The following is a 20,918-nucleotide window of genomic DNA, read 5'->3' on the forward strand; positions in this document are numbered from 1 at the left end:
GGCGTGGCAATCCAGATCTCACCCAGCATCCTCAGCGCCGACTTCGCGCACCTCGCCGACGAGGCGGCGGCCGTGTCCCCCTCCGCCGACTGGCTCCACGTCGACGTGATGGACAACCACTTCGTCCCGAACCTGACGCTCGGCCTTCCGGTGGTGGAGTCCCTGCGCAAGGCGGCGACCACCCCCCTGGACTGCCACCTGATGATCGAGGACCCCGACCGGTGGGCCCCCGCCTACGCCGAGGCGGGCGCGGGCAGCGTCACCATCCACGCCAAGGCCGCGGGCGCCCCCGTGCGCACCCTGCGGGAGATCCGCCGCCTGGGCGCCCGCGCCGGGCTGGCCCTCAACCCCGCGGAGGCGGTCGACCCCTACGCCGACCTCATCGGCGAGATGGACATGCTCCTGCTCATGACCGTCGAACCCGGGTTCGGTGGGCAGAGGTTCCTGGACATGGTCCTGCCCAAGATCCGCCGGGCGCGTGAACTCCTCGACAGCCGCCAGTCCTCCGTGTGGCTCCAGGTCGACGGCGGTGTGAGCGCCGAGACCATCGAACGCGCCGCCGAGGCCGGCGCCGACGTCTTCGTCGCGGGCTCCGCGGTCTACGGCGCGCAGGACCCCGCCTCGGCGGTGGACTCCCTGCGCGCCCTGGCCGCCAAGGCGAGCCCGCTCGCGTAACGATCCAGGCGCGGCCTCGGGTGTGCTCCTGGCCACACGGGGCCGCGCCCCCTAGAGTGGCGGACCGTAGTCGTCGATTCAGCTTGGTCGCGGCTCCGTACTCCCCGCGTGGGCACCGAATCCGGGGGAGCGGCGCGGCGTGAGTGCGTTGCCAGGCGCGAGCGGGGAGTTTCGCGTTGCACGCTGCCATGGACGCCTTTCGCGAGGCGCAGACCGCACCCGTCCTCTGGGTACAGGGACTGGGGGACTGGGCGGCCGTCCCCTTCGCCCTCATCACCGAACTGGCGTCGCAGAGCGCCGTCGTCCTCGTGCTCGCACTGGTCTTCTGGTGCGTGCACGCGGGCACGGGGGCGCGCCTCTTCGTCGCCGTCATCGCCTCCGCCGGTCTGAACTACCTGCTCAAGGCGGTGCTCTACGCGCCGCGCCCCTCCTGGGTCAGCCACCGGGTGGTCGCGCACGCGGCCGAGTCCAGCTTCGCGATGCCCTCCGGCCACGCCCAGAACGCGACCGTCCTGTGGGGCTACCTGGGGGTGCGGTCGGGGCGGCGCCCGTGGCTGTGGGCGGCCGCCGTGCTGATCGCCCTGATCTGTGTGTCCCGTGTCTACCTGGGTGTGCACTTCGTCAGAGACGTCCTCGCCGGTCTGCTCGTCGGGGCCGTGCTGCTGTGGGCGGTCCTGCGGTGGGAGGACCGTGCCGTGCGGTGGTGGCGGGGCCTGCCCACCGCGCGCTGGGCGGGTCTGGCCGTGACCGTCTCGGTGCTGCCGTGCGTGTCCGCCGCCCTGTGGCAGCACCTGGTGCTCGGCGACTGGTCGGCCTCCCCCGACTGGATGGGTGCCGTGCCCCCGGACCCGGCCGGTGCCACACTCGCCGGGCTTTTCTCCGTGTGCGGCGCGCTGCTCGGCGGCCTGGTCGGGTTCACCCTGCTCGCGGGCCGCGGCTGGTACAGCGCCGAGGGGGCCCTGACCGCCCGCGCGGCCCGGTTCGTGCTCGGCCTCTCCGTGATCGTCCTCGTACTGGTGCTCCAGGACGTCCTGTTCGGGGACCTGGCGGGGCTGGCCCTGGCGGTGGCCGAGTTCGCCGTCTACGCGCTCGTCGCCCTCTGGGCGTCCTTCGGTGCCCCCGAGACGTTCGTGCGCAGCGGCCTCGCACAGCGTTCCAGTGCCGGTCAAGCCTCTGGCGTGCGGTGATAGATCTCACCCGGGCGCTCGCGCCGGAGGACGAGCGGGTAGGATCCTGACCGAGACAGCAGTCGAACGTGTGCTCCGGGGTCGGTGAAAGTCCGAACCGGCGGTGACAGTCCGCGACCCGGCCGAATCCATCGGCCGGTTGAACCGGTGGAATTCCGGTACCGACGGTGAGAGTCCGGATGGGAGGCGGCACGCGTTGGGACGGGTCCCGCCCCTTTCCGTGCGCCCTTCGGCGCTCCGGGGCCGAACCCGTACCCGTCGTGGACCATCCGGTCCACAGCCCCCAGTGCACCCCGGAGCCCCAGGCGAAGGGATGCACAGGGCGTGTTCACCGGAATCGTGGAAGAGCTGGGCGAGGTCGTCTCCCTCCGGCCCGCCACAGACACAGGCGAGTCCCTCCTACTGACCGTGCGCGGCCCCCGCGTGTCCTCCGACGCGGGCCACGGCGACTCCATCGCGGTCAACGGCGTGTGCCTGACCGTCGTCGACCGCGGTGAGGACACCTTCACCGCCGACGTCATGAAGGAGTCCCTGGACCGTTCCTGTCTGGGCGCCCTCGTCCCGGGGTCGCCGGTCAACCTCGAACGCGCCGCCCGCGCCGACGGCCGCCTGGGCGGCCACATCGTCCAGGGCCACGTCGACGGCACGGCACCCCTGATCTCCCGGAATCCCGGTGACAACTGGGACGTTCTACGCTTCGGCCTGCCCGCGCGGCTCTCCCCGTACCTGGTGGAGAAGGGCTCGGTGACGCTGGACGGCACCAGCCTGACCGTGTCCGCCGTCAGCGCGCCCGGCGCCGCCGAGGAGTACTTCGAGGTCAGCCTCATCCCCGAGACCCTGCGCGCCACCACTCTGGGCGCCCTCGCCGTCGGGGCCGCCGTGAACGTCGAGGCCGACGTCATCGCCAAGTACGTCGAGCGCATCGCGGCCGTCGCCGCCGCCGGACGCGGCTGACCCCGGCGCCCGGAGCCACACCACCCACCATCCAAGGGAGCGGTCATGACACTCATCGACACCACACCGGACACGGCCGACGGCGAGCCGACCGTGGTCCTCGACCCCATCGACGACGCGATCGCCGACTTCGCCGCGGGCCGCGCCGTCGTCGTCGTCGACGACGAGGACCGCGAGAACGAGGGCGACATCATCTTCGCCGCCGAACTCGCCACCCCAGAACTCCTGGCGTTCATGATCCGCTACACCTCCGGTGTGGTGTGCGTACCGATGGAGGGCCCCGACCTGGACCGCCTCGACCTGCCGCTGATGACCGCGCGCAACGAGGAGAGCCTGCGCACCGCCTACACCGTGACCGTCGACGCGCGCGAGGGCGTCACCACGGGCATCTCCGCCGCCGACCGGGCCCGCACCATCCGCCTGCTGGCCGCCGCCGGGAGCCGTCCCACCGACTTCGTCCGACCCGGGCACATCCTGCCGCTGCGCGCCCGCCCGGGCGGTGTCCTGGCCCGCCGCGGCCACACCGAGGCCTCCGTGGACTTCGCGCGCCTGGCCGGGCTGCGCCCCGCCGGGGTCCTGGCCGAGGTGGTCAACGACGACGGCACCATGGCACGCCTGCCGCGCCTGCGCGCGTTCGCCGACGAGCACGGCCTGAAGCTGGTGTCGGTCGAGCAGTTGGCCGCCCACCGCCTCGCCCGCGGTGAGGTCCTCACCCCGGAACAGCAGGCGCCGCCCCTGGTCACACGCATGGTGGAGACCCGCCTGCCCAACGAGTACGGCGAGTGGCGGGCGGTCGGTTTCAAGGGCACCGCCGACGGCGCCGAGCACGTCGCCCTCGTCCACGGCGACCTCACCGACGGCGAGGACGTCCTGGTCCGCCTGCACTCGGAGTGCCTCACCGGCGACGCCTTCGGCTCCCACCGCTGCGACTGCGGCGCCCAGCTCGACGCCGCCATGGCCGCCATCGCGCACGAGGGGCGCGGGGTCGTCGTCTACCTGGGCGGGCACGAGGGCCGGGGGATCGGGCTGCTGCACAAGCTGCGCGCCTACAGCCTCCAGGACCAGGGGGTGGACACCGTCGACGCCAACCTGAGGCTGGGTCTGCCCGCCGACGCCCGCGAGTTCGGGGCCGGTGCGCGCATCCTCACCGAACTGGGGGTCTCCTCGGTGCGGCTGCTGTCCAACAACCCCGCCAAGGCCGAGGGGCTGGCCGAACACGGCCTGCGGGTGTGCGAGCGGGTGGCGATGCCCTCCTTCGTCACCGACGACAACATCGCCTACCTGCGCACCAAGCGCGACCGGATGGGCCACGAGCTGGCCGTGGTCTCCGAGTAGCCCGGAGACCGGGCACCCGCAACCGAACACGATCAGGAGAAGCGCACATGAGCGGTGAAGGTCGCCCCGACGCCCGGGGCCTCGACGCCTCGGGGATGTCGGTGGGCATCGTCGTCACCCGTTGGAACGCCCGTATCGTCGATCCGATGCTCGAACGCGCCACCGCCGTGGTGTCCGCCTCGGGGGCCGCGGCGCCCGCCGTGGTCCGGGTGGCCGGGGCGGTGGAGCTCCCCGTGGTCGCCCAGGAACTCGCCCGCTGCCACGACGCGGTCGTCGCCCTGGGCGCGGTGGTCCGCGGCGGGACCCCCCACTTCGACTACGTGTGCCAGTCGGTGACCCACGGGCTGACCGAGGTGGCGTTGCGCCAGTCCACCCCCGTGGGTAACGGTGTACTCACCTGTGACACCCTGGAACAGGCGCTCGACCGCGCCGGACTGCCCGACAGCGCCGAGGACAAGGGCGCAGAGGCGGCGTGGGCCGCCCTGGACGCGGCCGTCGTCCTGCGCGGTCTACGGCGCTAGGAACGGCGATCCCCCGCGCGGGGAGGACTCTGGAGATTCGGTGCGGACGAAGGAACGACCCGTGGACGAGACGGCGGACAGGCCGACGCTGCCCAGGACGTGGCGGCCCCGGGCGGCGCGGCTGGTCGCCTACGGGATGGGTCTGCTGGTCGTGGCGACCATGGCGGTGCTCGCGGTAGTCCTGCCGCCCGACTGGCGGCCCTTCGACAGGTTCCTGCTCATCGCCCTGGGACTGGCGATCGCGGCCGGGCTGCACCTGCTCGGCCGCCCCCGGCTCGTGGCCGACGAGGGCGGCGTGACCGTGGTCAACGGCATCCGCACCCACGTACTGGAGTGGGAGGAGATCGTCGACGTGCGCATGCCGGTCGGAGAGCCCTGGCCCACGGTGGACCTGTCCGACGGCACCACCCTGGCGGTGATGGGGATCCAGAGCACCGACGGCGACCTGGCCCGTCGCGGCCTGGACGAGTTCCGGCGGCTGCTGCGCGAACGGGGTGAGGCCGCCGAACCCGGCGGAGCGTAGCCCCGCACGCGGACACCCGGCCCCCGTTCCCCAACGAAACGGAGGACTTCTTCCGTTACCTCGCTCACATACGTTGGAAGCGAGGATCATAGGTGTGGACGCGGAAGGGGCAAACGAGTGCGGGATATTCGTGCGGCGGCGGCAGGTCTCTACGCCTCGGGTGACACGTTCGCCCTGGCCACGGTGATCGACACCGACAAGAGCGCGCCCCGGGGGCCCGGGGCGGCCATGGCCGTGGGCGCCGACGGCGAGGTCGTCGGCAGCATCTCTGGCGGGTGTGTGGAGGGCGCCGTCTACGAGGAGGCGCTGGAGGTCATCCGTACCGGGGTGCCGGTGCGCAGGACCTACGGCGTCAGCGACGAGGAGGCGTTCAGCGTCGGACTCACCTGCGGCGGCACCCTGCACGTGTTCGTCGAACCGGTGAGCCGCGCGGGCTTCCCCGAACTGGGCGAGGTGCTCGGCGCAGTCGAGGAGCACCGGCCGGTCGCCGTCGCCACCGTCGTCTCCGACCCCTCCGGCGCCGGCCGCCTGGGGCGCCGCCGCGTGGTGTGGCCCAACCGGGCCACCGGTGACGTGGGCGCGGCCGGGGACCGCCTCGCCGACGCCCTCGACGACGACGTGCGCGGCATGCTCGCGCAGGGCAGCACGGGGCTGCTCCGCTACGGCGCGGACGGCCAGCGGCGCGGCGACGCGCTGGAGGTGTTCGTCCAGTCCTTCGCCCCCGCGCCCCGCATGCTGGTCTTCGGCGCCATCGACTTCGCCGCGGCCGTCGCCGACCTGGGCTCCTTCCTCGGCTACCGAGTGACGGTCTGCGACGCCCGGCCCGTGTTCGCCACCCCCAAGCGGTTCCCCACCGCCGACGAGGTGGTCGTGAAGTGGCCGCACGTGTTCCTGGACGAGATCGCCGACGACATCGACGAGCGCACGGCGGTGTGCGTGCTCACACACGACCCCAAGTTCGACGTGCCCGTCCTCAAGGCCGCGCTCGCCACCCGGGCGGGCTACATCGGGGCGATGGGCTCCCGGCGCACCCACGAGGACAGGTTGGAGCGGCTGCGCGAGGCCGGGGTCGCGGAGGGGGAACTGGCGCGGCTGCACTCGCCGATCGGCCTCGACCTGGGCGCGCGCACCCCCGAGGAGACCGCGGTGTCCATCGCCGCCGAACTCGTGCAGAGCCGCTGGGGCGGCAGCGGACGCGCCCTAAGGGAGACGAGCGGGCGGATCCACCTCGACGCGCGGCCCGGTTCCTCGCGGCCGGATTCGGCCACGCCTTCGGGTGAACCGGAACCGGCCCACCACTGAAACCGCTGGTCGCGGCAGTGCACCCCGGTGGTCCGGCACACACGTTCGGGCGAAATCCGCCACGTGCCCTGTGGAGCGGGCCCGGGCGTGACATCATCTCGGCATGGCTACTGGGGATACGGGGAACACGGGGCGGCAGCGGAAGGACCCGGTCGCGGGGCTGCTCCTGGCTGCGGGGGGCGGCAGCAGGATCGGGGGGCCCAAGGCCGTCATCGAGGTGGGCGGCCGACGCCTGGTCGACCGGGGGGTGAGCACCCTGTCCGGGGGCGGCTGCGACCCGGTCATGGTGGTGCTGGGGGCCGCCGACACGCCGGTGCGCGGCGCCCACACGGTGATCAACGCCGACTGGGCCACCGGCATGGGCTCGTCCGTGCGCGCGGGGATCGACGCCCTGCCGGACGCGGTGGACGCCGTCCTGATCGCCCTGGCCGACCAGCCGCTGGTCACCTCCGAGGCGGTCCGGCGGCTGCTGGACGCGCACGAACAGGGGGCGCGTGCGGCCGTGGCCACCTACGGGGGCAACCCGCGCAACCCGGTGCTGCTGGGCCGGGAGCACTGGTCGGCGGTGCACAACATGGCCGTGCGCGACACGGGCGCGCGGCCGTTCCTGCGCGCCTACTCGCACCTGGTCACCGCGGTGGCCTGCGACGACATCGCCAGCCCGCAGGACATCGACACCGCCGAGGACCTGGAGCGCGTCAGCGGCCTGCTCAGGGGCGCCTGACCCGCCCCGGGGAGCGAACCGGAGTCAGGCCACGCGGTCCACGAACGCGAGCGGGTCGCGCGGGTCGTCCGTGCCGTGCACCACCACGTCGGACGCGGCGGCCAGCATCATCAGCACGCCCGGACCCGGGTAGGCACTGGAATCCTCCAGGTCATCGACTTCGTCCACGGACAGGCCCGCCTGAGCGGCGAACTCCTCCAGCGACCAGCCCCGCTTGTCGCGTTCGGCGCAGACCAGTTCGGACAGCGCCATGCACCACTGGGCGTGTTCGTAGTCGGGATTCCCTTCCCAGCCTTCCGTCGGTCTCCACCGTGTGTGTGCTCAGCCGCCCTCCGGGCCTGCGTCGGAGTGCGGCTACACGGGTTCGGCGAGGAGGCCGAAGCGGTACTCCGCCGACGCGCCCGGGGTGAGCACCAGCAGGCCGGTGCCGCTGTTGAGGGCGTCGGGCGGGCAGGTCATCGGTTCGGCGGCCAGCGCGGCGCGCCGCCGCGGCCCCTCCAGGGTGTCGCCGCTGTAGAGCTGGAGCCAGTCCAGGCCGGGGCCCGACCACAGGCACACCCGGTGCTCCGGGCCGCCCACGCGCACCCAGGAGCGGCCCTCCGTGTCCCGGTCCAGGGCGGTGAAGGCGGTGTCCAGGACGGTGGAGTCCAGGTCGCGGCCGGGCGGGCGCAGGTCGAACCCCCCGCCGTCGACCGGCAGCGGAGCGCCCTTCGGGATCATCCCGCCGTCGGTGGGCTGGTGGGCTCCCGCGTCCGCCGAAACGGTGAGCTCCCCGCGTTCGGACAGCTCCCACAGGGGGCGGTCCAGGGTGAGGTAGGGGTGGAAGCCCAGTCCGAAGGGGGCGTCTCCCGAGCCGGTGTTGCGTACGCCCACGGTGACGGCCAGCCCGTCGGGCCCCAACCGGTAGGCGGCGGTGAGGTCGAGGGGGAAGGGGTAGCCCGCCGTTCCGCTGAAGGCCAGCCGTAGGAGCACGGCCTCATCGCCGACCTGTTCCGCCGACCAGTCCAGCGCGTGGACCAGGCCGTGGATGGCCGTGCCGGTGGCCGGGTCGTCGACCTCCAGGTGGTACTCGGTGCCCTGGAAGGTGTAGCGGCCGGCGGCGGTCCGGTTGGGCCAGGGGGCCAGGAGCTGGCCCTGGAAGGAGTCGGGTCCGGTGTCGCAGGTGTAGGGCCACACCAGGTCCCGGCCCCGCCAGGTGAGTGCCTGCAAGCCCGCGCCGGTCCGGTCCACCCGCGCCCGGTACTCCCCCGAGCGCAGTTCCAACGCCTCTCCCACCTGTCCGCCTTCCCGCGTCCGGTCCCGCTCCGATGAACCGGGCGATCATAGCGCACGGACCCGCTCAGCCGAGCAGGCCGTCCAGCGGGATGAGCACGCCCGACCCCAGGGCCAGCAGCCCGGTCGACAGCAGCACCACGACCATGGCCAGCGACCCCGCCACGGCCAGCCGGAAGGCGGCCAGGCGGCGGCGCGCCCTGGAGTTGCCGCGCCTGCTCGCGGCGGTCCGGCCCAGTGCCAGCAGCGCCGCGGCCAGTCCCACCGGCAGCCACCAGGCGTCGCCGGCCCCGGCGGGCAGCAGGTCCGTGGCCGCGCCGGTGAGCCCCGACAGCCAGCCGAGCACCGCGCCGTTCGCGGCGTCCAGCAGCCCGGTGTAGGCGGAGACCACGAACTCGCTCTCGGGGTAGAAACCGCCGTCGGGCCGCAGCGCCCGCCCCAGCCCGTCCAGCAGGCCGAGCAGGGCCGCGGGGTAGGCGAAGCGGCGGCACCGGCCCGCGCGCATCGCGCGCTGGATCTGGTTCATGGTCCGGTCGACCCGCCGCTTGGCCCGCTCCTGGTAGCGGCGCGCCTTGTCGGGGTCGGCCTGGGGCTGTGCGGGCCCTCCGTAGGGCGGGTACGGGGTTCCGTGGGGCCCCGGGTACGGGGGCGGGTTCTGCCGCGTGGGTGGGGTCGCGGCCTGGGCGCGGCGCTGCTGTGCCGTCGCCATCCTCGCCCTGGCGCCGTCCCACCGCTCCCGGGCCGAGCCCGCTAGGGCCGCCCACCGGTCCTGGCGCCGGGTACGGCTGTCGGCGCGCTCCCGGTCGGAGACGATCCCCCCGATCCGCACAGCCTCGGGCAGCATGAGGACCGCGGTGACCAGGGCGGCCGAGGCGGCCGCCGTGTCCGTGCCCCTGGCCTCGCGCAGGGCCTGGCGGCGCTGCTCCACCCACCAGGGGGCGTGCGGGGCGGCGCTGCGCTGGGTGGGGTGCCACGACTGGCGGCGCAGCGCCGCGCGCAGCTCCGAGGCGGTCCCGGGCTCCAGCACCAGCGCGGTGGCCCGCGCCCAGGCGGTGTCCACCTCGTGGCGTTCGGGGCGGCGCGGTGCGTCGGGGCCCGCCGCGATCGCGCGGTCGACGCCTTCGGCCACACGGCGCATGACCAAGGGGACCTCGTGCTGCACCCGCTCCAGCACGGCACAGCGGCCCGACCCTCCGGACCGGCAGGAGGGGTGCGGGCACCAGTGCTGTGCGGCCAGGCCCACCGCGCCGGACTCCACGGCCTCACGCACCACCCCGTGGCGGCTCGCGTCGCCCGCGGCCAGGGCGGCCAGCCCGTCCGCGCTGATCTCGTGCCCGCGGAAGCGGGGCGGCATACCGGGCACGTAGCGGGCGGCCAGCGCGCTGATCGCCAGGTGGGCCCGGCCCGGGTCGGAGCCGATCCCGGTGAGGTGGGCGCGGTCGAAGGTGTAGTCGTTGACCTCGCGGTCCAGCCAACTGCGCAGCTCCATCCAGTGGCTGCACAGCCACATGGCCCCGGTGTCGGAGCGGTCGAGCAGGTCGAAGGCCAGACTGGGCGGGTCCTCGTGGGCGACCCCGGCGAAGACGATCGGGCGGGTGCGGTTCACGGTGCGGATCCGCGGCCGCTCGCCCGCCAGCCACTGGACGACCTCGGCGTGGCCCCAGCGGGCGGCGGGCGCGGGGGCGAGCAGACCGCGCACCAGCAGGCGCCAGCGCTCGTCGGTGACGGCGGAGACGTCCACCTCGGTGTTGCGGGCGGTCAGCCAGTTGCCGCCGCGTTCGGGGCGGCGGCCGGTCACCAGCTCGTGCGCCATCACGCCGAGGGACCACCAGGCGGCGGGGGCCTCGCGGCGGCCCTCGATCACCTCGGGCGCCGCGTAGTCCTCGGTGACCGCGACGCCGCCGTAGACACGGCTCATCGTGGCGCGCACGGCGCCGCCGAAGTCGGTGAGGGCGACCACCGGGGGGTCGAGGGAGCGCACCAGCAGGTTCTCGGGCTTGACGTCGGTGTGGTTGTGCTGGAGGCCGTGCTGCCAGTGGTGCAGGCAGTCGGCGACGGCGGAGACGACGGCCTTCGCGCGGGCATCGTCCAGCGGCGCCTGGTCGATGATCGCGCGCAGCGACCCGTGGGCGAAGTACTCCTGCGCCTCCCAGGCCAGGTCCTCGCCCCAGGAGCTGGCGGCGGTCCCGTACCCCTGGATGGCGGGCGTGTGGGGCGAGGCGGTCCCGCGTGCCCGCAGCCGGTCCAGGAGTTCGCGGTTGATGTCGTGTCCGGGCCGGTACACCTTGAGGGCGAGCCGCCGCCCGGGCTCGTCGGAGGGCTCGGCGAGGTAGACGACCGCCTCGCCGCCCGACCCCAGGTGCCCGAGCACCTGGTAGCGGCGGCGCAGTTCGGCCGGGACCGCGTAGTCCAGGTCGTCGGCGGGGCCGACCACCACGCGGGAGACGAGGCGGCCCAGCCAGTCCAGGAGCGGGCCGAACAGGCTTCGCCACCAGGGGGCGGGCCCCCTGCCCGGCTGGTCGGGGCGCGCGGTCGGCGCCGGTCCGGCCGCGGGTTCGGCGACGCGCGTGGGACCCGCACCGCCGGCCCGGGCGGAGCCGGGGCGCAGGACGCGCGTCACCCAGCGCGTGGCGCCCGCCTGGGGGCCGAGCCGCCTGGTCGGCGCGGCGGGCGGGATCCTGCGGGTGGCGGCGTCGTCTTCACCGGGTCGGGGTGCGGCCATCGGGGTCGGGGCCATCCTTCGCGAGAGGTGGTCAAAGACGTGGGTCCGGGGCGGGCGCTCGGCCCTCCCCCGGTGTGTTGGACTCCGTACGGACCGTCGGAGTTCCCAAGGGCGTGTCGGCCCCGTCTCGCGGGTCAGTGGCCCCGTGGGGTGAGGCCGAGTCCGGCGCAGGCCTCCTCGTACATGCGCACCACCTCGGTGCGGATCTGGGACCGTTCGGTGAGCGGCGCCGACCAGGGGATGCGCACGGCCCGTTCGGTGCCGTCGACGGTGGCGGCGTAGTCGCCGCCCTCGCTGTCCAGGCCGGTCATCCGGGCGGCGGTGGCCTCGGGGACGCCGCCCAGCGCGCGGCAGATGACGAGGGTGTCCTCGGGGTGGTCGCCGTTCATGTGCGCGGTGACGGCGTCGACGACCGACGGGGAGAAGGGATCGGACGGCACGGAACCTCCCGTGGTCTGGGAACGCGAGCGGGGGAGGGCGCGTGCCCTCCCCCGCCGACGATACCCAGGCGTCCGCGGCCCGGACGACGCTCAGCCCTGGTGGGTGAACTCGGCGTCGATGTCGATGGTGATCCTGTCGCCGACGACCACGCCGCCGCCGTCCATCGGCATCTCGATGTCGACGCCGAACTCCTTGCGGCTGATGGCGGTGGAGGCGGTGAAGCCCGCGCGGAGCAGGCCGTAGGGGTCGATGGTGGACCCGTTGAACTCCAGGGCGAGTTCGACGGGGCGGGTGGTGCCCTTGATCGTCAGGTCGCCCTTGAGGATCCAGTCCTCGCCCGCGGCCTCGGCTCCGGTGGAGCGGAACGAGAACTCGGGGTGCTTCTCGGTGTCGAAGAAGTCGGCGGAGCGGACGTGGGCGTCGCGGTCGGCGTTGTCGGTGTTGAGGGAGGCGGCGTCGACGGTCGCCGTGACCGATGCCCGGGTGGGGTCCTCGGGCACGGTCAGGGTGGCGTCGAAGGACTCGAATCGTCCGCGCACCTTGCTGACCATCATGTGGCGGACGGAGAATCCGACCACCGAGTGGGCGGTGTCGATCTTCCAGGTCCCGGCCTTGAGCTCCTGCGCTGCCATGGCTGTCTCCTCACGGTTGGGCGGGCCCGGCTCGGACCCCCTTCGCTTGCCAGGAACAAGGTAGCCAACAAATATCTTCCCAGGAAGGCAAGTAATCCCGTGGCTCCGGTCACACTCCGGGGCGGCGGCGATAGAATGGAGCCCATGGGCAGCGGGGTGTGGCTCGACGCCGACGAGCAGCGCGTCTGGCGCGGCTTCCTCAGGGCCAACGCGGCGCTCTACGGCGCGCTGGAGCGGGACCTGCGCTCCCGGTGCGGGATCTCCCTCGTCGAGTACGGCATCCTCGTCCACCTCTCCGAAGCAGACGGGCGCCGCCTGCGCATGCACACCCTGGCCCAGTGCGTCATCGTCTCCAAGAGCCGCCTGTCCCACCAGGTCGCCCGCCTGGAGGAGGCCGGATACGTGCGCCGGATCCACTGCTCCGAGGACCGGCGGGGGCTGTGGGCCGTCCTTACCGGTGAGGGCCTGGACCTGCTGGAGCGCGCCGCCCCCGGTCACGCCGCCCTGGTGCGCCGCCTGCTGTTCGCCCCGCTGGGCGACGAGCAGACCGCCCAGCTCGGCGCGATCGTCGACCGTCTCAGCCAGAGCGCCCCCGCACCGGAGGAGAGGCGGACCGGCTGAGCCCCGGTCACCGCGCCCTGACCGCAGGTAGGGTCGGGGACGTGAGCAGACCATCCATCATCGGAGCCCAGAGGTTCCGCGACGACGACGGCGGCGCCGACCCCGAGGTCCAGGCGCGCCTGCGCGAGCACGCGGCCGGTGAGACCGGCGACCGCCAGGTGCTCTCCGCGCTCGCCCGATCCCGGGTCCTGGTCCCCGTGGTGGCCGTGGCCACCGAGACCGAGGAGGGCGCCGACGGCCTCACCAAGGACAAGTCCAGCGAGGTCGCCGTCCCCGTCATGACCGGCAGGGACGGCCGCCGCGGCGTGCTCGCCTTCACCTGCGTCGACGCGCTCCGCCGCTGGCGCCCGGACGCTCGGCCGGTACCGTTCACCACGCAGGACGCCTGCCGCGCCGCCGTCGACGAGGGCGCCGACGCCCTCGTCATCGACGTCTCCGGCCCCACCCCCTACACCGTCCAGGGGTCCTTCCTCGGCGTGCTCGCCGAACACGGCCACGTCCCCGATCCCAAGGACGACCCCCAGGTCCTGGCCCTGATCTACCGTGTGACCCACGCCGAGTCCGGGATCGGGCGCGTGCGCGTCCACGACTCCGAGCGGGCCGACCTCGGGATCCGCCTCGAACTCGACGAGCGCGACGACACCGTGCTGAACCGGGTCGCCGAGCGGCTGAGGACCGAACTCGGCCACGTCCTGCCCGGAGACATCGAACTCAGCGCGGTGGTGCGGGCCCGCCCCGACGGGGACTGAGCCGGCGGGGCCGCCCGTCCACAGGCCGCCGTCGCCCCTGTCGCCGGAGCGCCGCCGAAGGTAGCTTTCCAGGTATGCCGACCCCCAGCCTCTCCGCAGTCCCGCCCCAGGTCTGGGCGGGCGCCCTCGCCCTGCTCCTCGGAGCGTGCGGGGCGGCCGTCGGCGTGGCCACGGGACGCCTCGTGCCGCTCTTCGGGGCGGTGGCCCCCGTCCCCACCCCCGTCCCCGCCACCAGGACCGGGGAGGCCCCGCCCGGCCCCGGAGAGGGCGGCGAAGACGGCGAAGGGCCGCCGCCCCCGCGCTGCCCGCACTGCCGGACGGAACTGCCCTTCGTCCGGGGCCTGCCCGCCGTCGCCGCGCCCGCCTTCCGGCGGCGGGGCGTGTGCCCCCACTGCGCGGCGACCGTCCGCCCCCACGGCGGGGTCGTCGCGGCCACCGCCGTGCTCTTCGCCCTCACCGGCGCCCTGGCACTCCTGCGCGCCGACGCCTCACCGTCGGCCGTCCTGGCCGTGCTCTGGCTGGTGGCGGTCGGTGTCCCGCTCTCCGCCGTCGACCTGCGGGTCATGCGCCTGCCCGACGCCATCGTCGCCCCCGCCTACCCTGTGGCAGCCCTGTTCATCGGCGGGGCCGTCCTCACCGCGCCCGGCGGCCCCGACCTCGCCGCGGCCGGGGACGCTCTGGTGAGCATGGTTCTCATCGCCGTCCTGCTGTGGCTGATGTGGTGGATCCACCCCAGGGGCATGGGGTTCGGCGACGTCAAGCTGTCCGGCCTCACCGGCCTGTACGCGGGCTGGGCGGCCGGACCGTTCGGCGCCCTCGCCTCCGTCTTCTGGGCCTTCACCGCCTTCTGCCTCGTCGCTGTGGCCTTCGTCGCGCTGCGCCGCAGGAGCCGGCGGGACCCCTTCCCGCTGGGGCCGTTCCTGCTGGCCGCGGCCCTGGCCACCGTTCTCGTCGGAAGCCCCCTCGTCCCGCAACCGTGAACCCGGGTGCCGCATCCCGCCCGGATCCGTGAAAGGATCGAGGACATGTTGCGTTGGCTGACCGCTGGGGAGTCCCACGGGCCGGCACTCGTCGCGATTCTGGAGGGCCTTCCGGCCGGTGTGTCCGTCACTTCTGACGACATCGCCGCCGCACTGCTCCGCCGCCGCGCCGGGTACGGACGTGGTGCCCGGATGAAGTTCGAACAGGACCAGGTCTCCGTCATCGGAGGCCTCAGGCACGGCAGGACCCAGGGCGGGCCAGTCGCGATCGAGGTGGGCAACACCGAGTGGCCCAAGTGGGAGAAGGTGATGTCGCCCGACCCCGTCCCCGCGGAGGAACTGGAGGGCGTGGCGCGCAACGCACCGCTCACCCGGCCCCGGCCCGGGCACGCCGACCTCGTCGGCATGCAGAAGTACGGCCACGAGGAGTCCCGGCCCATCCTGGAGCGCGCCAGCGCCCGTGAGACGGCCGCCCGCGTCGCGATCGGCGAGGTCGCCCGGCAGTTCTGCCGCCAGGCGCTGGGCGTGGAGATCCTCAGCCACGTGGTGTCCATGGGGACGGTCTCGGTGCCCGAGGACGCCGCCGAGCCCCGCCCCGAGGACCTGGCCGCGGTGGACGCCGACCCGGTGCGCTGCTTCGACCCCCAGACCAGCGCCCGCATGGTCGAGGAGGTCGACGACACCAAGAAGTCCGGCGACACCCTCGGCGGGGTGGTGGAGGTCCTGGCCTACGGCCTGCCTCCCGGCCTGGGCAGCCACGTGCACTGGGACCGCCGCCTCGACGCCCGCCTGGCCGGTGCCCTCATGGGCATCCAGGCCATCAAGGGCGTGGAGGTCGGGGACGGCTTCCGCACGGCCGCGCGCCGCGGATCGGCCGCCCACGACGAGATCGAGCCCGGCCCCGACGGCGTGCGGCGCCGCACCAACCGCGCTGGCGGCGTCGAGGGCGGGATGAGCACCGGCGGTCCGCTGCGGGTGCGCGCGGCCATGAAGCCCATCGCCACCGTCCCCAACGCGCTCGACACCATCGACATCGAGACCGGCGAGCCCACCCAGGCCCACCACCAGCGCAGCGACGTCACGGCGGTCCCCGCGGCCGGCGTGGTCGCCGAGGCCATGGTCGCCCTGGTCCTGGCCGAGGCCGCGGTGGAGAAGTTCGGCGGCGACTCGGTGGCCGAGACGGCGCGCAACCTCAAGGGCTACATGGACTCGCTCACCATCAGGTGAGCCCGGTCCGCCGCCGGGCGGGCACAGGACGAGCAGGCACGAACGAACGACGGCGGCCCCGCTGCGGCGGGGCCGCGGCGAGGCTGGGTAGGAAAACGTGGCCAAAGCGATCGCGGTGCTCATCGGATCACCCGGATCGGGCAAGTCCACCGTGGGCCGGGCGCTCGCGGAGCGCCTGGGCGCCGAACTGCTGTGCACCGACACCGAAGTCGAGAAACTCGCGGGCAAGCCCATCGGCGACATCTTCGTCCAGGACGGGGAGAAGCACTTCCGCGCCCTGGAACGCCGGGTCGTCGCCGAGGGGCTGCGCGCGTGGGAGGGCGTGATCGCCGTCGGCGGCGGCGCAGTGCTGAACGAGGACACCCGGGCCGACCTGGCCGACCACCACGTGGTCTACCTCCAGGTGGAGTTCGGCGAGGCCGCCAAGCGCGTCGGCATGGACGTCGCCCGCCCCCTGCTGGCGGGCAACCCCCGCACCAGGCTCAGGAAGCTCCTCAACGAGCGCCTGCCCATCTACGAGGGCCTGGCCACGGTCACCGTCCCCACCACCGGCCTGCACCCGGAGGAGATCGTCGACACGATCGTGGAGGGGTTGGGCGCCGCGCGCGGGTCCGACACCGAACGGTACTGATCAAGGAGTGAGAGTGAGCGCGACCCGCATCGGTGTGGGGGATTCCAGCGGCCGCTACGAGGTGGTCGTGGGCAGCGGGGTCCTCGCCGAACTGCCCGCACTGGTCGGACCAGCGGCCCGCCAGGTCGCCGTCGTCCACCCCGAGGGCCTCGGCGAGATCGCGCGGCCGGTCGCGGGGGCGCTGGAGCGGGCCGGGTACACGGTCCGCCCCATGCCCGTGCCCGACGGCGAGGCCGCCAAGACCTCGGCCGTGGCCGCCGACCTGTGGTCCCGCCTGGGCGGGCACGGCTTCACCCGCAGCGACGCGATCGTCGGCGTGGGCGGCGGCGCCGCGACCGACCTGTCCGGGTTCGTCGCGGCCAGTTGGCTGCGCGGTGTGCGCTCGGTCCTGGTGCCCACCACGCTGCTGGGCATGGTCGACGCCGCCGTGGGCGGCAAGACCGGAATCAACACCCCCGAGGGCAAGAACCTCGTGGGCGCGTTCCACCCCCCGGCCGGGGTGCTCTGCGACCTCGCCACCCTGCCGAGCCTGCCCGGGGCCGACTACATCGGCGGCCTCGCCGAGGTGGTCAAGGCCGGCTTCATCGCCGATCCGGTGATCTGCGACCTGGTCGAGGAGGACCCCGAGGGCGCGGCCCGCCCCGAGGGAAAGCACACCCGTGAGCTCATCGAGCGCGCCATCCGGGTCAAGGCCGACGTCGTCTCCGGCGACCTGCGCGAGAGCGGCCGCCGGGAGATCCTCAACTACGGCCACACCCTCGGCCACGCGATCGAGCGCGCCGAGAACTACACCTTCCGGCACGGCTACGCGGTCTCCATCGGCATGGTCTTCGCCGCGGAACTCGCCCGCCTCGACGGCCGGATCGGCTCCGAACTGGTCGAACGCCACCGGCGGCTGCTGTCCTCGGTGGGCCTGCCCGTCTCCTACGCGCCCGAGTCCTGGCCCGAGCTGCGCGCGGCGATGAGTGTCGACAAGAAGGCCCGCGGCGCCACCCTGCGCTTCGTGGTCCTGGACGGCCTGGCCGAACCGGCCATCCTCAGTGGTCCGGCGCCCGAACTGCTGGAGGCGGCCTACCGCGCGGTCACGGGCGACGCCCCGGCCCCGCAGAGCCACTAGACTGCCACGTAGGGGGCGGCTCCGCTCGGCGGCGCGTTCGGTACCCGCCAGAGCACGCACCCCGCATCCCGACGAGCGATCGGGGCGCCCGCGCGCTCCGGTCCCCGACGTGCATACCCCTTGGAGAGACGACCGACGTGGCCACGACGAACGACATCAAGAACGGCAAGACCCTGCGAATCGACGGCGTTCTGTGGAACGTCCTGGAGTTCCAGCACGTCAAGCCGGGCAAGGGCGGCGCGTTCGTCCGCACCAAGCTGAAGAACGTCCTCACGGGCAAGATCGTCGACAGGACGTTCAACGCCGGTGCCAAGATCGAGTTCGCCGACGTCGACCGCCGGGACATGGAGTACCTGTACAACGACGGGGAGTCCTTCATCTTCATGGACGGCGACACCTTCGACCAGATCCCGGTCGAGGCGGCCGTCGTCGGCGACAACGCCAACTTCCTGCTGGAGAACACCAAGGTGACGGTGGCCACCCACGAGGGCAACCCGCTCTACATCGAGCTGCCCGCCGCCGTCGAACTGGAGATCACCCACACCGACCCGGGCGTCCAGGGTGACCGCTCCACCGGCGGTACCAAGCCCGCCGAAGTCCAGACCGGCGCCACCATCCAGGTGCCCCTGTTCATCACCACCGGCGAGCGCGTCAAGGTCGACACCCGCTCGGGCGACTACCTGGGTCGAGCGAACTGATGAGCGGAGCACGGCCGAGCGGGGCACGGCGCAAGGCACGGCGGCGCGCGGTCGAGGTCCTCTACGAGGCCGAGGTGCGCGGCATCCCGGTGGACGAGGTCATCGAGCGCCGTCTCGCCCAGCCCGAGCCGCCGATCAACGAGTTCACCGAGCGCCTGGCCCGTTCGATCGATGACCGCCGCGCGCGGATCGACGAACTCCTCGACGACTACGCCATCGGCTGGACCCTGGAGCGCATGCCCGTCGTCGACCGCAACATCCTGCGGATGGGCGCCTACGAGCTGCTGTGGGCGAGCGACATCCCCGACGGTGTGGCGATCGCCGAAGCGGTCGGTGTGGCCAAGGAGCTGTCCACCGACGAGTCACCCAATTTCGTCAGTGGACTTCTGTCACGCTTGATGGAGAACAAGGCGACGCTCGCCCTCTGACCCGGGGCGCGTCGGTGACGGCGACCACGAGGGGACACAGGTGACTGACACGACCAGCGCGAGCACGACCGGCGGCTCGGCGGGCGGTGCGACCGGCCCGGGACGGGCGGCCAACGCCGCACGGACGGCGGTCGTGTGGAACGCACTGGAGGGCCTGCTGGCTCGCCTCGGTGCGGGGACCGATCCGCTCCACATCGTCGACGTGGGTGGCGGGACCGGCGGAGCGGCCGTACCGCTGGCCGAACTCGGCCACCGGGTGACCGTGGTCGAGCCCAGCCCCGACTCGCTGGCGGCCATGGAGCGCCGGGCGGCCGAACAGGGCGTCACCGTGCGCGGTGTCCAGGGCGAGACGGGCGACCTGGCCTCGCTCTTCCCCGCCGGCAGCGCCGACCTGGTCCTGCTGCACAACGTGCTGGAGTACGTGGACGTCCCGGACTCGGCGCTGCGCGACGTGGCCGGCCTCATCCGCTCAGGCGGTGCGGTCAGCGTGCTGGCCGCCAACACGGTGGCCGGGGCGCTGCACCGGGCGCTGTCCGGGCACATCCCCGAGGCCGCGCGCCTGCTCTCCGACCCCGAGGGGCGCTGGGGCGACAAGGACCCGATGCCCCGCCGCTTCACCCGCCACCAGCTCCTGGAGGTGGTCGCCGAGGCCGGGCTGACGGTGGAGAGCGTGCGCGGGGTCCGGGTGTTCGCCGACCTCCTGCCCGGGCACGCCTGGGAGGGTGACGTGCACGCCGGACAGCACCTGGTGGAGCTGGAGAAGGCCGCCGCCGAGCACCCGGAGCTGGTCGGCATCGCCACACAGCTCCACGTGGTCGCCCACCGGCCGTGAGCCCCGCCTCCGCACCCGGCGAACCGGCCGAGCCGAGCCGAACGGGGGGCCCGGGGCCATGAGTCGACGCCAGCTCGAACGCGGCGCCGCGCTGCGCGGCATGGTCTCCTCCGACGGCATCGCCGCGCTGGGGGAGGACTTCCCCGGGGACGGGAGCGGCCCGGACGCCGGGTGCGACATCCTGCACCTGGACATGGACGCCTTCTTCGCCAGTGTCGAGCGGCTGCGCGACCCGGGCACGCGGGGGCGCCCCCTCATCGTCGGCGGGACCGGTCCGCGCGGTGTGGTCTCCTCGGCCGACTACCTCGCCCGTGCCCGCGGCGTCCACTCGGCGATGCCCATGGCGCGGGCGCTGCGCCTGTGCCCGGAAGCGGTGGTCCGCCCACCCGACGGCGCCGCCTACCGGGAGGTCTCCGAGTCCGTCATGGAGCTCTTGCGGTCCGTGACGCCGCTGGTGCAGCAGCTCTCCCTCGACGAGGCCTTCCTGGACGTGTCCGGGGCACGCAGGCGGCTGGGCGGCCCGGTGCGCATCGCCGCGATGATCCGGCGCAGGGTGCGCGAGGAACAGCGGCTCACCTGCTCGGTGGGGGTGGCCGCGACCAGGTTCGTCGCCAAGCTCGGCTCCACACACTGCAAACCGGACGGCCTCCTGCTGGTGCCCACCGGGCACGTTCCCTCGTTCCTGGCGCCCCTCCCGGTGGGCGCCCTGCCGGGCGTGGGCGACAAGACCGAGCGCACGCTCGCGCGGCTGGGGCTGCGCACGGTCGGCGCGCTGGCCCGCACCGACCCCGAACTGCTGCGGGGGGAGTTGGGGGACAGGGCCGGCACCCGGCTGTCGGAGCTGGCACGGGGGGTGGACCGGACACCCGTGGTGCCGGAGGCGCCGGACAAGAGCGTCGGGGCGGAGGAGACCTTCGACACGGACGTGGGCGACCCGGAGGTGATCCGCCGCGAGCTGCTGCGACTGTCGGAGAGGGTCGGCAGACGCCTGAGGGCCTCGGGGCAGGTGGGGCGCACGGTCAGCGTGAAACTGCGCAGGGCCGACTTCTCCACCATCACGCGGTCGCGCACGCTCCCCGAGCACACCGACGTGGGTCGGGAGATCAGTGCCGTGGCGCGTGAGCTCTACGAGTCGTCCGGGCTCGGACGGGACCGCCTGCGGCTGGTCGGTGTGCGGGTCGAGGGGGTCGTCTCCGAGGAACGGGCGCCCCGCCAGTTGGTGTTGGGTGAGGAGGGCACGGGGTGGCGTGAGGTGGAGCGTGCGGTGGATCGTGTGGCGGCGCGGTTCGGGCCGGGGGCGGTACAGTCGGCGGCATTGGCCAAGCGTGACGAAAACGACGTATGATG

23 protein-coding genes and 1 riboswitch are annotated in these 20,918 nt (G+C 73.7%); of the genes, 18 read left to right on the forward strand and 5 right to left on the reverse strand.

Going from position 1 to position 20,918, the window contains the following annotated elements:
• Positions 1–3 precede the first annotated feature (3 nt).
• The 8 genes from rpe (at position 4) to ACFHWE_RS14085 (ending at position 7,221) form a co-directional block, all read left to right on the forward strand.
• The gene (rpe, locus tag ACFHWE_RS14050; RefSeq protein ID WP_416601867.1) at positions 4–675 is read left to right on the forward strand and encodes a ribulose-phosphate 3-epimerase; all 672 of its coding nucleotides are present in this window, start codon (positions 4–6) and stop codon (positions 673–675) included.
• A 188-nt stretch (positions 676–863) separates the two neighbouring features.
• On the forward strand, positions 864–1,862 hold the full coding sequence (locus ACFHWE_RS14055) for a phosphatase PAP2 family protein (protein ID WP_416601869.1): 999 nt from the start codon (positions 864–866) through the stop codon (positions 1,860–1,862).
• A 66-nt stretch (positions 1,863–1,928) separates the two neighbouring features.
• Positions 1,929–2,057, forward strand: a riboswitch (FMN riboswitch).
• A 129-nt stretch (positions 2,058–2,186) separates the two neighbouring features.
• Positions 2,187–2,816 (forward strand): riboflavin synthase, encoded by a 630-nt coding sequence (locus ACFHWE_RS14060; RefSeq protein ID WP_416601871.1) that lies wholly within the window; start codon positions 2,187–2,189, stop codon positions 2,814–2,816.
• A gap of 45 nt (positions 2,817–2,861) precedes the next feature.
• The gene (locus ACFHWE_RS14065) at positions 2,862–4,151 is read left to right on the forward strand and encodes a bifunctional 3,4-dihydroxy-2-butanone-4-phosphate synthase/GTP cyclohydrolase II (protein WP_416601873.1); all 1,290 of its coding nucleotides are present in this window, start codon (positions 2,862–2,864) and stop codon (positions 4,149–4,151) included.
• 47 nt (positions 4,152–4,198) lie between these two features.
• Positions 4,199–4,672, forward strand: coding sequence for a 6,7-dimethyl-8-ribityllumazine synthase (gene ribH / locus ACFHWE_RS14070; protein WP_416601875.1), 474 nt, complete (start codon positions 4,199–4,201; stop codon positions 4,670–4,672).
• A gap of 61 nt (positions 4,673–4,733) precedes the next feature.
• On the forward strand, positions 4,734–5,195 hold the full coding sequence (locus ACFHWE_RS14075; RefSeq protein ID WP_416601877.1) for a PH domain-containing protein: 462 nt from the start codon (positions 4,734–4,736) through the stop codon (positions 5,193–5,195).
• 117 nt (positions 5,196–5,312) lie between these two features.
• Entirely contained in the window at positions 5,313–6,497 is a 1,185-nt protein-coding gene (locus tag ACFHWE_RS14080; RefSeq protein WP_416601878.1) for an XdhC family protein, read from the forward strand.
• A 103-nt stretch (positions 6,498–6,600) separates the two neighbouring features.
• Complete coding sequence (locus ACFHWE_RS14085) at positions 6,601–7,221, forward strand: nucleotidyltransferase family protein (RefSeq protein ID WP_416601880.1); 621 nt, start codon at positions 6,601–6,603, stop codon at positions 7,219–7,221.
• A gap of 24 nt (positions 7,222–7,245) precedes the next feature.
• Here ACFHWE_RS14085 and ACFHWE_RS14090 read toward each other — a convergent pair whose 3' ends face one another.
• The 5 genes from ACFHWE_RS14090 to ACFHWE_RS14110 form a co-directional block, all read right to left on the reverse strand.
• Positions 7,246–7,473 (reverse strand): helix-turn-helix domain-containing protein, encoded by a 228-nt coding sequence (locus ACFHWE_RS14090; protein ID WP_416601882.1) that lies wholly within the window; start codon positions 7,471–7,473, stop codon positions 7,246–7,248.
• Positions 7,474–7,575: 102 nt separating this feature from the next.
• Positions 7,576–8,496: an aldose 1-epimerase family protein gene (locus ACFHWE_RS14095; RefSeq protein WP_416601884.1), complete on the reverse strand. Its 921-nt coding sequence runs from the start codon at positions 8,494–8,496 to the stop codon at positions 7,576–7,578.
• A 64-nt stretch (positions 8,497–8,560) separates the two neighbouring features.
• Complete coding sequence (locus ACFHWE_RS14100; RefSeq protein ID WP_416601886.1) at positions 8,561–11,215, reverse strand: protein kinase domain-containing protein; 2,655 nt, start codon at positions 11,213–11,215, stop codon at positions 8,561–8,563.
• Positions 11,216–11,349: 134 nt separating this feature from the next.
• Positions 11,350–11,655, reverse strand: coding sequence for a DUF2470 domain-containing protein (locus ACFHWE_RS14105; RefSeq protein ID WP_416601888.1), 306 nt, complete (start codon positions 11,653–11,655; stop codon positions 11,350–11,352).
• 90 nt (positions 11,656–11,745) lie between these two features.
• On the reverse strand, positions 11,746–12,288 hold the full coding sequence (locus ACFHWE_RS14110; protein WP_416601890.1) for a YceI family protein: 543 nt from the start codon (positions 12,286–12,288) through the stop codon (positions 11,746–11,748).
• A 135-nt stretch (positions 12,289–12,423) separates the two neighbouring features.
• On the opposite strand from ACFHWE_RS14110, the gene ACFHWE_RS14115 reads away from it, so the two are divergent.
• The 10 genes from ACFHWE_RS14115 to dinB all read left to right on the forward strand — a co-directional run bounded on the left by ACFHWE_RS14115 (position 12,424) and on the right by dinB (position 20,916).
• Positions 12,424–12,909, forward strand: a complete 486-nt coding sequence (locus ACFHWE_RS14115) for a MarR family winged helix-turn-helix transcriptional regulator (protein ID WP_416601974.1) — start codon at positions 12,424–12,426, stop codon at positions 12,907–12,909.
• A gap of 41 nt (positions 12,910–12,950) precedes the next feature.
• Positions 12,951–13,658 carry an SseB family protein gene (locus ACFHWE_RS14120; RefSeq protein WP_416601892.1) on the forward strand — a complete coding sequence of 236 codons (708 nt, stop codon included), beginning with the start codon at positions 12,951–12,953 and terminating at the stop codon, positions 13,656–13,658.
• A gap of 74 nt (positions 13,659–13,732) precedes the next feature.
• Positions 13,733–14,638: a prepilin peptidase gene (locus tag ACFHWE_RS14125; RefSeq protein WP_416601894.1), complete on the forward strand. Its 906-nt coding sequence runs from the start codon at positions 13,733–13,735 to the stop codon at positions 14,636–14,638.
• Between the two features lie 45 nt (positions 14,639–14,683).
• On the forward strand, positions 14,684–15,865 hold the full coding sequence (gene aroC, locus ACFHWE_RS14130) for a chorismate synthase (protein WP_416601896.1): 1,182 nt from the start codon (positions 14,684–14,686) through the stop codon (positions 15,863–15,865).
• A 115-nt stretch (positions 15,866–15,980) separates the two neighbouring features.
• Entirely contained in the window at positions 15,981–16,496 is a 516-nt protein-coding gene (locus tag ACFHWE_RS14135; RefSeq protein ID WP_416601976.1) for a shikimate kinase, read from the forward strand.
• A 13-nt stretch (positions 16,497–16,509) separates the two neighbouring features.
• On the forward strand, positions 16,510–17,613 hold the full coding sequence (aroB, locus tag ACFHWE_RS14140) for a 3-dehydroquinate synthase (protein WP_416601897.1): 1,104 nt from the start codon (positions 16,510–16,512) through the stop codon (positions 17,611–17,613).
• Between the two features lie 137 nt (positions 17,614–17,750).
• Positions 17,751–18,311, forward strand: a complete 561-nt coding sequence (gene efp / locus ACFHWE_RS14145; protein ID WP_028647739.1) for an elongation factor P — start codon at positions 17,751–17,753, stop codon at positions 18,309–18,311.
• Positions 18,311–18,739, forward strand: coding sequence for a transcription antitermination factor NusB (nusB, locus tag ACFHWE_RS14150; RefSeq protein WP_416601898.1), 429 nt, complete (start codon positions 18,311–18,313; stop codon positions 18,737–18,739). The genes efp and nusB overlap by 1 nt, the downstream gene beginning before the upstream one ends.
• A gap of 40 nt (positions 18,740–18,779) precedes the next feature.
• A complete protein-coding gene (locus ACFHWE_RS14155; RefSeq protein WP_416601900.1) occupies positions 18,780–19,571 on the forward strand; it encodes a methyltransferase domain-containing protein in 792 nt (263 codons plus the stop codon).
• Between the two features lie 58 nt (positions 19,572–19,629).
• Positions 19,630–20,916, forward strand: a complete 1,287-nt coding sequence (gene dinB, locus ACFHWE_RS14160) for a DNA polymerase IV (protein WP_416601902.1) — start codon at positions 19,630–19,632, stop codon at positions 20,914–20,916.
• Positions 20,917–20,918 lie beyond the last annotated feature (2 nt).

It is taken from the genome of Nocardiopsis sp. LOL_012, assembly GCF_048060475.1.
Taxonomy (GTDB): domain Bacteria; phylum Actinomycetota; class Actinomycetes; order Streptosporangiales; family Streptosporangiaceae; genus Nocardiopsis.

What these genes read in the sequence shown, in the direction of transcription:
- ACFHWE_RS14055 (WP_416601869.1), top strand. Translation starts at nt 864, where the DNA reads ATGGACGCCTTTCGCGAGGCGCAGACCGCACCCGTCCTCTGGGTACAG.
- ACFHWE_RS14065 (WP_416601873.1), top strand. Translation starts at nt 2,862, where the DNA reads ATGACACTCATCGACACCACACCGGACACGGCCGACGGCGAGCCGACC.
- ribH (WP_416601875.1), top strand. Translation starts at nt 4,199, where the DNA reads ATGAGCGGTGAAGGTCGCCCCGACGCCCGGGGCCTCGACGCCTCGGGG.
- ACFHWE_RS14085 (WP_416601880.1), top strand. Translation starts at nt 6,601, where the DNA reads ATGGCTACTGGGGATACGGGGAACACGGGGCGGCAGCGGAAGGACCCG.
- ACFHWE_RS14090 (WP_416601882.1), bottom strand. Translation starts at nt 7,473, where the DNA reads ATGGCGCTGTCCGAACTGGTCTGCGCCGAACGCGACAAGCGGGGCTGG.
- ACFHWE_RS14100 (WP_416601886.1), bottom strand. Translation starts at nt 11,215, where the DNA reads ATGGCCGCACCCCGACCCGGTGAAGACGACGCCGCCACCCGCAGGATC.
- ACFHWE_RS14110 (WP_416601890.1), bottom strand. Translation starts at nt 12,288, where the DNA reads ATGGCAGCGCAGGAGCTCAAGGCCGGGACCTGGAAGATCGACACCGCC.
- ACFHWE_RS14115 (WP_416601974.1), top strand. Translation starts at nt 12,424, where the DNA reads ATGGAGCCCATGGGCAGCGGGGTGTGGCTCGACGCCGACGAGCAGCGC.
- ACFHWE_RS14125 (WP_416601894.1), top strand. Translation starts at nt 13,733, where the DNA reads ATGCCGACCCCCAGCCTCTCCGCAGTCCCGCCCCAGGTCTGGGCGGGC.
- aroC (WP_416601896.1), top strand. Translation starts at nt 14,684, where the DNA reads ATGTTGCGTTGGCTGACCGCTGGGGAGTCCCACGGGCCGGCACTCGTC.
- nusB (WP_416601898.1), top strand. Translation starts at nt 18,311, where the DNA reads ATGAGCGGAGCACGGCCGAGCGGGGCACGGCGCAAGGCACGGCGGCGC.
- dinB (WP_416601902.1), top strand. Translation starts at nt 19,630, where the DNA reads ATGAGTCGACGCCAGCTCGAACGCGGCGCCGCGCTGCGCGGCATGGTC.